At 63.3% G+C, this 11,668-nt stretch carries 10 protein-coding genes; 8 read left to right on the top strand and 2 right to left on the bottom strand.

All coding sequences use genetic code 11. From position 1 onward, the window contains the following. The first annotated feature begins 44 nt into the window (after positions 1-44). From HU752_RS05535 to HU752_RS05510, 6 genes are all read left to right on the top strand, one after another. Positions 45-1,424, top strand: a complete 1,380-nt coding sequence (locus HU752_RS05535) for an OprD family porin (protein ID WP_186686240.1) — start codon at positions 45-47, stop codon at positions 1,422-1,424. A gap of 91 nt (positions 1,425-1,515) precedes the next feature. Further along, the gene (locus HU752_RS05530) at positions 1,516-3,111 is read left to right on the top strand and encodes an ABC transporter substrate-binding protein (protein WP_186686242.1); all 1,596 of its coding nucleotides are present in this window, start codon (positions 1,516-1,518) and stop codon (positions 3,109-3,111) included. Positions 3,112-3,184: 73 nt separating this feature from the next. Next, positions 3,185-4,195 (top strand): ABC transporter permease subunit, encoded by a 1,011-nt coding sequence (locus HU752_RS05525; protein WP_186686245.1) that lies wholly within the window; start codon positions 3,185-3,187, stop codon positions 4,193-4,195. A gap of 10 nt (positions 4,196-4,205) precedes the next feature. Further along, entirely contained in the window at positions 4,206-5,117 is a 912-nt protein-coding gene (locus tag HU752_RS05520) for an ABC transporter permease subunit (RefSeq protein ID WP_186686247.1), read from the top strand. A 10-nt stretch (positions 5,118-5,127) separates the two neighbouring features. Continuing rightward, the gene (locus HU752_RS05515) at positions 5,128-6,096 is read left to right on the top strand and encodes an ABC transporter ATP-binding protein (protein WP_186686257.1); all 969 of its coding nucleotides are present in this window, start codon (positions 5,128-5,130) and stop codon (positions 6,094-6,096) included. Continuing rightward, positions 6,096-7,064, top strand: a complete 969-nt coding sequence (locus tag HU752_RS05510; RefSeq protein WP_186686259.1) for a peptide ABC transporter ATP-binding protein — start codon at positions 6,096-6,098, stop codon at positions 7,062-7,064. The genes HU752_RS05515 and HU752_RS05510 overlap by 1 nt, the downstream gene beginning before the upstream one ends. A gap of 107 nt (positions 7,065-7,171) precedes the next feature. Here HU752_RS05510 and HU752_RS05505 read toward each other — a convergent pair whose 3' ends face one another. Together HU752_RS05505 and HU752_RS05500 are read right to left on the bottom strand one after the other, a co-directional pair. Beyond that, positions 7,172-7,435 (bottom strand): hypothetical protein, encoded by a 264-nt coding sequence (locus HU752_RS05505; protein ID WP_186686262.1) that lies wholly within the window; start codon positions 7,433-7,435, stop codon positions 7,172-7,174. A gap of 669 nt (positions 7,436-8,104) precedes the next feature. Next, on the bottom strand, positions 8,105-9,688 hold the full coding sequence (locus HU752_RS05500; protein ID WP_186686264.1) for a peptide chain release factor 3: 1,584 nt from the start codon (positions 9,686-9,688) through the stop codon (positions 8,105-8,107). A 350-nt stretch (positions 9,689-10,038) separates the two neighbouring features. Between HU752_RS05500 and HU752_RS05495 the strand changes: the two genes are divergently transcribed. Both HU752_RS05495 and HU752_RS05490 read left to right on the top strand, forming a co-directional pair. Continuing rightward, complete coding sequence (locus HU752_RS05495; protein WP_186686266.1) at positions 10,039-10,755, top strand: ABC transporter permease; 717 nt, start codon at positions 10,039-10,041, stop codon at positions 10,753-10,755. A gap of 14 nt (positions 10,756-10,769) precedes the next feature. Continuing rightward, positions 10,770-11,663: a glycine betaine ABC transporter substrate-binding protein gene (locus HU752_RS05490; RefSeq protein ID WP_186686268.1), complete on the top strand. Its 894-nt coding sequence runs from the start codon at positions 10,770-10,772 to the stop codon at positions 11,661-11,663. The last annotated feature ends 5 nt before the right edge of the window (positions 11,664-11,668 follow it).

Genomic DNA, 11,668 nt, shown 5'->3' with positions numbered 1-11,668 from the left:
TGAAAAAGCCGGTAAGCAAAAAAAGAAACTAAAGGAGCTTTACCTTGAAACTCTCTCAGAAAGCGTTGTTAGCCTTAGCAATCAGTAGTGCCAGCCTGATGGCCCATGCGGAATCGCAGAGTCAGGAGTTCATTCCGACCGGCCTCAACACCAGCAATGCCCAGAGCGAAGCCAAGGGCTTCATCGATGGCCAGAGCCTGGGCGGCACTACCCGTAACTGGTACGCCAACGAACTGAAACGCCGTGATGACCGCTTCTCCTACAAGAAAGGCGGCGACACCCCGACCCCGACCCCACGTCGTATCAACTGGGTCCAGGGCACCATCCTGAACTACACCTCGGGCTTCACCCAGGGCACCGTCGGCGTCAGCACCGAAGTCGCCGCCTACAACGCCATCGCCCTGGACCGTGACCGCAAGGACATGGCCGGTGGTTCCAACCGTACCCTGACCCACAGCGACGGCGATGCCGTCGGCCAGTGGAGCAAGCTGGGCCTGGCCAACGTCAAGTTCCGCGTGTCGAACACCACCCTGACCGCCGGCCGCCAGAACTTCAGCACGCCGATCGTCGACACCATCGGTAACCGTGCGCTGCCTTCCAGCTTCGAAGGCGTGAGCCTGCACAGCGAAGAGCTGAACAACCTGTCCTTCGATGTCGCCACCTTCGATCGCGTATCACCACGGACCGAACAGAGCCTGTCGAAATTCCGCTCCGAGTACACCAACAATGGTGCAGAAACCGACCACGTCAACACCGCCGGCATCAACTACCAGCCTTTCAAGAGCCTGAAGACCAGCCTCTACGGCGCCCACGTCGAAGACTTCTGGAACCAGTACTACTTCGGCGCCACCCACGACCTGGGCGACAGCTCGGTACTGGGCCTGACCACCGGCCTGAACTACTACAAGACCGTCGATACCGGCAAAAAGAAGATGGGCGAAATCGACAACGACACCTACTCCCTGTCGCTCGGCCTGACCCACCAGGCCCACAGCCTGACCTTCTCCTACCAGGCGGTGAACGGCAACGAGTACTTCGACTACCTGCACGAAACCAACGGCATCTACCTGGCCAACTCCCTGCTGTCGGACTTCAACGGCCCGAACGAGAAATCCTTCCAGATCGCCTACGGCCTCAACATGGCCGAGTACGGTGTACCCGGCCTGAAGTTCAACATCTACCAGGCTCGTGGCTGGGGCATCGACGGTACCCACTACACCGGTACCGCCTATGACGTGCGCAACATGAACGGCGAGCACCACTATGAATACGGCATCGGCGCCTCCTACGCGGTACAGAGCGGCCCACTGAAGGCCACCGCCATTCGTGCCACCTACACCACTCACCGGGCCTCGGAGAACCAGGCTGACGGCAACCTCAACGAGTTCCGCCTGGTCACCACCATCCCGTTCAAGATTCTTTGATTGCGGGATCCCGGTAGGTAGCGACGTTGGGGTCGGCTCGACGAATCGGCCCCAGCGACTAATCTGGCTCAATTGATTACGGAGGGTTTATATGAAGATGCTTTCCCTGCGGGCGGCCGTCGCAGCCAGCCTGCTGACCATAGCCGTTGGCGTTTCGGCAAAACCCTTGGTGGTTTGCACGGAAGCCAGCCCGGAAGGTTTCGACCCGGTGCTGTACACCACCGCCGTCACATCCGACGCTGCGGCCGAGACCCTGTTCAACCGCCTGGTGGATTTCAAGCCAGGCACCGCCGAGATCCAGCCGGCCCTGGCCGAAAGCTGGGAAATCAGCCCCGACGGCCTGCAGTACACCTTCCACCTGCGCAAGGGCGTCAAGTTCCACACCACCGATTACTTCAAGCCGACCCGCGAACTCAATGCCGACGATGTGCTCTGGAGCTTCCAGCGCCAGCTGGACCCGAACCATCCCTGGCACAAGCAGTCCACGGTGGGCTTCCCCTACTTTGAAAGCATGGGTTTCCAGGACCTGCTGAAGAACGTCGAGAAAGTCGACGACATGACCGTACGGTTCACCCTGGCCCGTCCCGAAGCGCCCTTCCTGCTCGACCTGGGCATGGCCTTCACCTCGATCCACTCCGCCGAGTATGCAGGCCAGCTGCTCAAGGCCGGCAAGCAGGACGACCTGAACGCCAAGCCGATCGGCACCGGTCCATTCGTGTTCCAGCGTTATGCCAAGGACGCCCAGGTACGCTACAAGGCCAACCCGGACTATTTCCGTGGCAAGCCACCGGCCGAAGTCCTGGTCTTCGCCATCACCCCGGACAACAACACCCGGCTGCAGAAGCTGCGGGCCAATGAGTGCCAGGTCGCGCTGTACCCGAAACCGGATGACGTACCGAGCATCCAGGCCGACGCGAACCTGCAGGTGGTCAGCATGGCGGCCATGGCCACCGGCTACACCGCGATCAACACCGAACACAAGTACCTGAGCGATGTGCGGGTACGCCGCGCCATCGAGCTGGCGCTGGACAAGCAGACCTACGTCGACACCCTCTACGGCAAGGGCAACGCCATCGCCGCGGTCAATCCCTATCCACCGACCCTGCTGGGCTACAACGACAAGCTGAAGAACCCGCCGCAGGACCTGGAGAAGGCCCGCGCCCTGCTCAAGGAGGCCGGCGTGCCCGAAGGCACGGTGTTCACCCTGTACACCCGCAATGGCGGTGGTCCGACCAACCCGAACCCGCAGCTGGGCGCACAGTTGATCCAGTCGGACCTGGCCAAGGTCGGCATCAAGATCGACATCCGCGTCATGGAATGGGCCGAGATGCTCAAGCGCGCGAAAAAGGGCGAGCACGACATGGTGTCCGCCGGCTGGAGCGGCGACAACGGCGATCCGGACAACTTCCTCAGCCCGCTGATGAGTTGCGAAGCCGCCAAAAACGGCGAAAACTACAGCCGTTCATGCAACCCGCAATTCCAGGCGTTGATCGACCAGGCCCGTGCCAGGACGGAACCGGCCGAACGCGCCGCGCTCTACGAGAAAGCCCTGGAAATCCTGCATGACCAGGTGCTTTGGGTCGACCAGGCGCATCCGAAGATGTTTACCGCCATGCGCAAGAACGTAGAGGGTTATCACATTAACCCGCTGTCCACCAATAACTTCGCCACGACCCAGGTGAAGTAGAAAACACGCCGGAAGCGGCCCTACCCGGGGCCGCGACCAGCACGCCTAACCGGCTGATGAGGTACACCACAAGATGTTTAGTTTTATTGCCCGCCGACTGGGGTTACTGATCCCCACGTTTTTCGGCATCACGCTGTTGACCTTCGCGCTGATTCGCATGATCCCAGGCGATCCCGTGGAAGTCATGATGGGCGAGCGCCGGGTCGACCCGCAGATGCACGCCCAGGCGATGGAACGCCTTGGCCTGAACAAGCCGCTCTACGAACAATACATCGACTACGTGGGCAAGCTGGCCCATGGCGATCTCGGTGAATCCCTGCGCACCCGCACCGGTGTCTGGACCGAATTCACCGCGCTGTTCCCGGCCACCCTGGAGCTGTCCATCTCCGCCCTGCTGTTCGCTGGAGTCTTCGGCCTGCTGGCCGGGGTGATCGCGGCCCTCAAGCGCGGCTCGCTGTTCGACCATGGGGTCATGGGCATATCCCTGGCGGGCTACTCGATGCCGATCTTCTGGTGGGGCCTGATCCTGATCATGTTCTTCTCGGTCGCCCTGGGCTGGACCCCGGTTTCCGGGCGGATCGACCTGCTCTACGACATCGAGCCGAAGACCGGCTTCATGCTCATCGACACCCTGCTCAGCGATCAGCCGGACGCATTCTGGGACGCCCTGCACCACATGATCCTGCCGTCCATCGTACTCGGCACCATCCCGCTGGCGGTGATCGCCCGGATGACCCGCTCGTCGATGCTCGAGGTGCTGCGCGAGGACTACATCCGTACCGCCCGCGCCAAGGGCATGTCGCCGGCCCGCGTGGTGTTCGTCCACGGCCTGCGCAACGCGCTGATCCCGGTACTGACCGTGATGGGCCTGCAGGTCGGCACGCTGCTGGCCGGCGCGGTCCTGACCGAAACCATCTTCTCCTGGCCCGGTATCGGCAAATGGCTGATCGAAGCCATCGGCGCCCGGGACTATCCGGTGGTGCAGAACGGCATCCTGCTGATCGCCTGCATCGTGATCCTGGTCAACTTCGTGGTGGACATCCTCTACGGCTTTGCCAACCCACGTATCCGTCACCAGCGCTGAGAGCCTATTCATGAGTACTCCAATCTCCTCAGCAGCAGTCGACCAGAGCCTGCTGTACCCATCACCCTACAAGGAATTCTGGCAGGCCTTCGCCCGCAACAAGGGCGCCGTCGCCGGCCTGCTGTTCATGCTGCTGGTGGTCTTCTGCGCGATCTTCGCCCCGTGGGTGTCACCCCATGACCCGAGCGAGCAGTTCCGCGACTTCCTGCTCACCCCGCCATCCTGGCTCGAAGGCGGCCAGGCGCAGTTCCTGCTGGGCACCGACGAACTCGGTCGCGACCTGCTGTCGCGGCTGATCCAGGGTTCGCGCCTGTCGCTGCTGATCGGCCTGTCCTCGGTGGTGATGTCGCTGATCCCCGGGATCCTGATGGGCCTGCTGGCCGGTTTCTTCCCGCGCGTTCTCGGGCCGACCATCATGCGCCTGATGGACATCATGCTCGCCCTGCCCTCGCTGCTGCTGGCCGTGGCGATCGTCGCCATCCTCGGCCCAGGCCTGATCAACACCGTGATCGCCATCGCCATCGTCTCGCTGCCGTCCTACGTACGCCTGACCCGCGCCGCGGTGATGGGCGAGCTGAACCGCGACTACGTGACCGCCGCACGCCTGGCCGGTGCCGGCCTGCCGCGCCTGATGTTCATCACCGTGCTGCCCAACTGCATGGCGCCCCTGATCGTCCAGGCGACCCTGAGCTTCTCCTCGGCCATCCTCGACGCGGCCGCCCTGGGCTTCCTCGGCCTCGGCGTACAACCGCCGACTCCGGAGTGGGGCACCATGCTGGCCTCGGCCCGCGACTACATCGAACGCGCCTGGTGGGTGGTGAGCCTGCCCGGCCTGACCATTTTGCTCAGCGTGCTGGCAATCAACCTGATGGGCGACGGCCTGCGCGACGCGCTGGACCCGAAACTCAAGAATGCCGCCTGAGGAGATTCCCATGTCACTGCTAGAAATCAAGAATCTCAACGTCCGCTTCGGCGACAAGAACGCTGTGCCGGTGGTCGATGGCCTCGACCTGAGCGTGAACAAGGGCGAGGTCCTGGCGATCGTCGGCGAATCCGGTTCGGGCAAATCCGTGACCATGATGGCGCTGATGGGCCTGATCGATCACCCCGGTATCGTCACCGCCGACGCCCTGCGCTTCGACGGCAAGGACATGCTCACGCTCAACGCCCGGCAGCGCCGGCAGATCGTCGGCAAGGACCTGGCGATGGTGTTCCAGGACCCGATGACCGCGCTGAACCCCAGCTACACCGTGGGTTTCCAGATCGAGGAAGTGCTGCGCCTGCACTTGAAAATGTCCGGCAAGCAGGCCCGCAAGCGTGCTATCGAGCTGCTGGAGAAGGTCGAGATCCCGGGCGCCGCGAGCCGCATGGACGCCTACCCGCACCAGCTGTCCGGTGGCATGAGCCAGCGCGTGGCGATTGCCATGGCGATTGCCGGCGAGCCGAAACTGCTGATCGCCGACGAACCGACCACCGCCCTGGACGTGACCATCCAGGCGCAGATCATGGACCTGCTGATCAACCTGCAGCAGGAACAGAACATGGGCCTGGTACTGATCACCCACGACCTCGCGGTCGTGGCGGAAACCGCCCAGCGGGTCTGCGTGATGTACGCCGGCCAGGCCGTGGAAGTCGGCCAGATCCCCGGCCTGTTCGACATTCCGGCGCACCCCTACAGCGAAGCGCTGCTCAAGGCGATCCCGGAACACAGCCTCGGCGCCGCACGCCTGTCGACCCTGCCCGGCATCGTCCCCGGCCGCTATGACCGGCCGCAGGGCTGCCTGCTGTCGCCGCGCTGCCCGTACGTGCAGGAAAGCTGCCGCCAGCAGCGTCCGAGCCTGGACCCGAAAGCCAATAGCCTTGCCCGTTGCTTCTACCCGCTGAACCAGGAGGTGGCGTAATGGCCGTCGTTCTTACCGCCCGCGACCTCACCCGTCACTACGAAGTCTCCCGTGGCCTGTTCAAGGGCCACGCCACCGTGCGCGCCCTCAATGGCGTGTCCTTCGAGCTCGAAGCCGGCAAGACCCTCGCCGTGGTCGGTGAGTCGGGTTGCGGCAAGTCCACCCTGGCTCGCGCCCTGACCCTGATCGAGGAACCGTCCTCCGGCTCGCTGAAGATCGCCGGTCAGGAAGTCGCCGGGGCCGACAAGGCCCAGCGCAAGCAACTGCGCAAGGACGTGCAGATGGTCTTCCAGAGCCCATACGCCTCGCTCAACCCACGGCAGAAGATCGGTGACCAGCTCGGCGAGCCGCTGCTGATCAACACCAAGCTGTCGGCCGCCGAACGCCGCGAGAAAGTGCAGGCGATGATGAAGCAGGTGGGCCTGCGCCCCGAGCATTACCAGCGCTACCCGCACATGTTCTCCGGTGGCCAGCGCCAGCGGATCGCCCTCGCCCGCGCCATGATGTTGCAACCCAAGGTGTTGGTGGCGGACGAGCCGACCTCGGCCCTCGACGTGTCGATCCAGGCCCAGGTACTGAACCTGTTCATGGACCTGCAGCAGGAGTTCAACACCGCCTACGTGTTCATCTCGCACAACCTGGCGGTGGTGCGCCACGTGGCCGACCAGGTGCTGGTGATGTACCTCGGCCGCCCGGCGGAAATGGGCCCCAAGGAAGACATCTACGAGCGCCCGCTGCACCCCTACACCCAGGCGCTGCTGTCGGCCACCCCGGCCATTCACCCGGACCCGCTGAAGCCGAAGATCAAGATCGCCGGCGAGCTGCCCAACCCGCTCAACCCGCCCAGCGGCTGCGCCTTCCACAAGCGTTGCCCGTACGCCACCGAGCGTTGCGGCACCGAATTGCCGGAGCTGCGCCAGGTGGACACCCGCCAGGTCGCCTGTCACTACGCCGAGCAGTTCCTGTAAGGCGCAAAAAAAGCGCTCTCCAGAACCTGCGAGAGCGCTGAAACCGCTGCACCGGCCCCGGCTTCCAGGTTGCGCATCAACCTGGAAGCCGGGGCCTTTTTCATGACTCAGGTATCGCTGTCACCTTCGTCGCCGTCATCGCCACCCGGCTCCTCGGTAGTGGAATCGTCATCCCCCTTGCTGCCGCCCTGGCCCTCGTCACCCGGTTCGGCGTCGGACTTGGCGAGCATCTGGCCGCTGTCCTGGACACTGTGCATGCCCCAGAAGCCATCGCCCTGGACGGGAGTCGTGGTGGCCCACGCGGCGCTCATACCCAGTGACAGCATCACCATTACCTTGATCAGCAACACCATGCGTTGAAAGATGTTCATCGTCGCTCCTTCCTGTGGCAGGCAAATCGCGAACACTGGCGCCCGAAAACGGCGCCGACCTTGACTGAACCTAGTCCCGGGCGGGCGACTTCGCCATGGTGGCTACATGAAACTTGGTTTCTTCCTTTAGATCGATTGCGACTAACCCTTAGAACAGGTCATCGACCATCATCCAGAACAACGACCGATCCCACGCTTGGCGTCCGCGCTTGTGACGCACAGCGTCACGGGCTGCATTCCCACGCGGAGCGTGGGAACGATCAAAACAGGTCATCGGCCAGCACGCAGAGTAACGATCACCACACGCTTGGCGTCCGCGCTTGTGGCGCAGAGCGGCACGGGCTGCGTTCCCACGCGGAGCGTGGGAACGATCAAAACAGGTCATTGGCCAGCACGCAGAGTAACGATCACCCCACGCTTGGCGTCCGCGCTTGTGGCGCAGAGCGGCACGGGCTGCATTCCCACGCGGAGCGTGGGAACGATCAAAACAGGTCATTGGCCAGCACGCAGAGTAACGATCACTCCACTCTCGGCGTCCGCGCTTGTGGCGCACAGCGGCACGGGCTGCGTTCCCAGGCGGAGCGTGGGAACGATCATTTGTCTGCCCCATAAAAAACCCCGCTGCCAGGCAGCGGGGTTTTCGTTTACCGCGTGTTCGCCAATGGCGAATCAATGATGCTCGCGGGTGGCGCGGAATTTCACGTCCGGCCAGCGCTCTTCCATCAGCGCCAGGTTGACCCGGGTCGGAGCCAGGTAGGTGAGGTGACCACCACCATCCAGGGCCAGGTTTTCCACGGCCTTGTTGCTGAATTCCTCGAGCTTCTTCTTGTCGCTGCAATCGATCCAGCGCGCAGACCACACGGTGATCGGCTCGTAGGAGCACTCGACCTTGTACTCCTCCTTCAGGCGGCTGGCGACCACGTCGAACTGCAGCACACCGACGGCGCCGAGAATGATGTCGTTGCTGCGCTCGGGGAAGAACACCTGGGTCGCACCCTCTTCCGCCAACTGCTGCAGGCCCTGGCGCAATTGCTTGGACTTGAGCGGATCACGCAGGCGTACGCGACGGAACAGTTCCGGGGCGAAGTGCGGAATACCGGTGAAACCCAGCGCCTCGCCTTCGGTGAAGGTGTCACCGATCTGGATGGTGCCGTGGTTGTGCAGGCCGATGATGTCGCCGGAGTAGGCCTCTTCCAGTTGCTCACGCTCGGAGGAGAAGAAGGTCAGCGCATCGCCGATGCGCACGTCCTTGCCGGTGCGCACATGGCGCATCTTCATGCCCTTTTCGTACTTGCCGGAGCAGATGCGCATGAAGGCGATCCGGTCGCGGTGCTTGGGGTCCATGTTCGCCTGGATCTTGAACACGAAACCTGTGAACTTCTCCTCCACCGGCTCCACCGAGCGCTCGTTGGCCACCCGGGCCAGCGGCATCGGCGCCCAGTCGACCACCGCGTCGAGCACGTGGTCGACACCGAAGTTGCCCAGTGCGGTACCGAAGAACACCGGAGTCATCTGGCCGGTCAGGAACTCTTTCTGGTTGAACTCGTGGCAGGCGCCCTGCACCAGCTCCAGTTGTTCGAGGAAGCGATCGTACTCGTCGCCCAGGTGCGCGCGCGCCTCCGGCGAGTCGAGTTTCTCGATGATCTTCACCTCGGTGCGCTCATGGCCGTGACCCGGGGTGTAGACGATGATGTAGTCGCCCGCCAGGTGGTACACGCCCTTGAAGTCGCGATAGCAGCCGATCGGCCAGGTGATCGGCGCCGCCTTGATCTTCAGCACCGCCTCGATCTCGTCGAGCAGTTCGATCGGGTCGCGGATATCGCGGTCGAGCTTGTTGATGAAGCTGACGATCGGCGTGTCGCGCAGGCGGCAGACGTCCATCAGGGCGATGGTCCGCGGCTCTACGCCCTTACCACCGTCGAGCACCATCAACGCCGAGTCCACGGCGGTCAGGGTCCGGTAGGTGTCTTCCGAGAAGTCTTCGTGACCGGGGGTGTCGAGCAGGTTGATCATGTGCTCGCGATACGGGAACTGCATGACCGAGGTGGTAATGGAAATACCACGCTGCTTCTCCATCTCCATCCAGTCGGAGGTGGCATGGCGGTCGGACTTGCGCGACTTCACCGTACCGGCCACCGCAATCGCCTTGCCCATCAGCAAGAGTTTTTCGGTGATGGTGGTTTTACCCGCATCCGGGTGGGAAATGATGGCGAAGGTGCGGCGTTTCGCGACTTCGGCGGCCTGGTTGGTCATGGGAAATCGCCTGACAGGTGATTCAAAAAAGGGCGCAGATTATAGACCAGACTGCAGCCCAGCGGCCACCGCCAGCCCGACCGACGCCCTGCGTCGCCCTTCCCGCGAGATGGCCAAATGCTGCCAATTGCGGAACCTTTTAAACACCGCAGGCGTCCACTCCCCTGTCATGACCTTTCGTCAGGTGTAGAAAAATCAGTCAGTTAGCCTGACGAGGTCGGCGCTCATGGCTTCTCCCGTGGCCGTTTATCGGCCGGGACGAAGCTGCTTTTCGCGGACACTTTTCCGGCAGCCAGGCATGGCGTTGCCTCACGGAAGAGTGTTCGCCGACCGAAAAAAGGAGTCCATCTGTGGCTAATCGCTATGGCAAGGGGCTTACAGGAGGCGTGATCGTGATCGCCCTCCTCGCCCTGTTGATCCACTGGATCGGCATCAGCACGATCGCGCACTACCAGGCCGATCTGTGGTTCTACCTGCAAGCGCACCTCTACCTGGTGCTCGCCTCGATGTTCGCGGCGCTTCTGGTCGGTATTCCCGCCGGCATCCTGCTCAGTCGCCCGGCCATGGCCGCGCGCGCCGAACGCTTCATGCAAGTGTTCAACATCGGCAATACCGTGCCGCCGCTGGCCGTGCTGGCGATCGCCCTGGGGATTCTCGGCATCGGCGCCGGCCCGGCGATCTTCGCGCTGTTCCTCGCCTCGCTGTTGCCGATCGTGCGCAACACCTATGAAGGCCTGAAGAACGTCGAGGCATCGCTCAAGGAGGCCGCCACCGGTATCGGCATGACTCCGCGCCAGGTGCTGTGGAAGGTCGAATTGCCCAACGCCGTACCGATCATCGTCGGCGGCGTGCGAGTGGCCCTGGCGCTCAACGTCGGCACCGCACCGCTGGCCTTCCTGATCGGCGCCAACAGCCTGGGCAGCCTGATCTTCCCCGGTATCGCCCTGAACAACCAGCCGCAGCTGATTCTCGGCGCCGCCTGTACCGCGTTGCTGGCACTGCTGCTCGACGCCCTGGTGACCCTCGCCAGCCGCCTCTGGCTGGAACGCGGGCTGCGCCCGGCCTGAGCAAAGGAAAGAACATGAAAAGACTCTGCATTTTTCTCGCCTGCGCCCTGCTGTTCGCGGGAGCGGCCCAGGCCGCCGACAAACCGCTGATCCGCATCGGCGCCCGGGTATTCACCGAGCAGACCCTGCTCGCCGAGATCACCTCGCAATACCTGCGCAGCAAGGGCTACGACACCCGGGTCACCGGCGGCCTGGGCAGCAACCTGGCCCGCAGCGCCCACGAAAGCGGGCAACTGGACCTGCTCTGGGAATACACCGGCGTCTCGCTGGTGGCCTACAACCATGTGACCGAAAAACTCGACCGCGAACAGTCCTACGCACGGGTCAAGGAACTCGACGCGAAAAAGGGCCTGGTCTGGCTTAGCCCGTCGAAATTTAGCAACACCTACGCCCTGGCCCTGCCGGAGAAGGTGGCCCAGCACTATCCACAGGTCAGCAACATCAGCCAGCTGACCCAGGTACTGGCCAATGAGGCCGACCAGCATCACCTGGTCGCCCTCGACACCGAGTTCGCCAACCGCTCCGACGGCTTGGAAGGCATGGTCAAGCTGTACGGCATGAACCTCGATCGCCGCACCATCCGCCAGATGGACGCCGGGCTGGTCTACACCGCCCTGCGCAACAGCCAGGTGTTCGCCGGCCTGGTCTACACCACCGACGGTCGGCTGAACGCCTTCAAGCTCAAGCTGCTGGAAGACGACAAGCATTACTTCCCGGACTACACCGCCGCACCGGTGGTGCGCCAGGCGGTGCTCGACGCCAACCCGCGGCTGGCCGCCGACCTCAAGCCACTGGCCGCGCTGTTCGACGACGAGACCATGCGCCAGCTCAATGCCCGGGTCGACGTCGACCACGAAAGCCCGGCCGCCGTGGCCGCCGACTTCCTGCGCCAGCACCCTATCGACTGAGGAGA

Source organism: Pseudomonas vanderleydeniana, from assembly GCF_014268755.2.
In the GTDB taxonomy this organism is placed as follows: Bacteria; Pseudomonadota; Gammaproteobacteria; order Pseudomonadales; family Pseudomonadaceae; genus Aquipseudomonas; species Aquipseudomonas vanderleydeniana.
Note: the sequence above shows the minus strand (reverse complement) of the source record. Positions and strands in the feature narration are given on the sequence as shown.

What these genes read in the sequence shown, in the direction of transcription:
- HU752_RS05530 (WP_186686242.1), top strand. Translation starts at nt 1,516, where the DNA reads ATGAAGATGCTTTCCCTGCGGGCGGCCGTCGCAGCCAGCCTGCTGACC.
- HU752_RS05525 (WP_186686245.1), top strand. Translation starts at nt 3,185, where the DNA reads ATGTTTAGTTTTATTGCCCGCCGACTGGGGTTACTGATCCCCACGTTT.
- HU752_RS05520 (WP_186686247.1), top strand. Translation starts at nt 4,206, where the DNA reads ATGAGTACTCCAATCTCCTCAGCAGCAGTCGACCAGAGCCTGCTGTAC.
- HU752_RS05515 (WP_186686257.1), top strand. Translation starts at nt 5,128, where the DNA reads ATGTCACTGCTAGAAATCAAGAATCTCAACGTCCGCTTCGGCGACAAG.
- HU752_RS05510 (WP_186686259.1), top strand. Translation starts at nt 6,096, where the DNA reads ATGGCCGTCGTTCTTACCGCCCGCGACCTCACCCGTCACTACGAAGTC.
- HU752_RS05505 (WP_186686262.1), bottom strand. Translation starts at nt 7,435, where the DNA reads ATGAACATCTTTCAACGCATGGTGTTGCTGATCAAGGTAATGGTGATG.
- HU752_RS05500 (WP_186686264.1), bottom strand. Translation starts at nt 9,688, where the DNA reads ATGACCAACCAGGCCGCCGAAGTCGCGAAACGCCGCACCTTCGCCATC.
- HU752_RS05490 (WP_186686268.1), top strand. Translation starts at nt 10,770, where the DNA reads ATGAAAAGACTCTGCATTTTTCTCGCCTGCGCCCTGCTGTTCGCGGGA.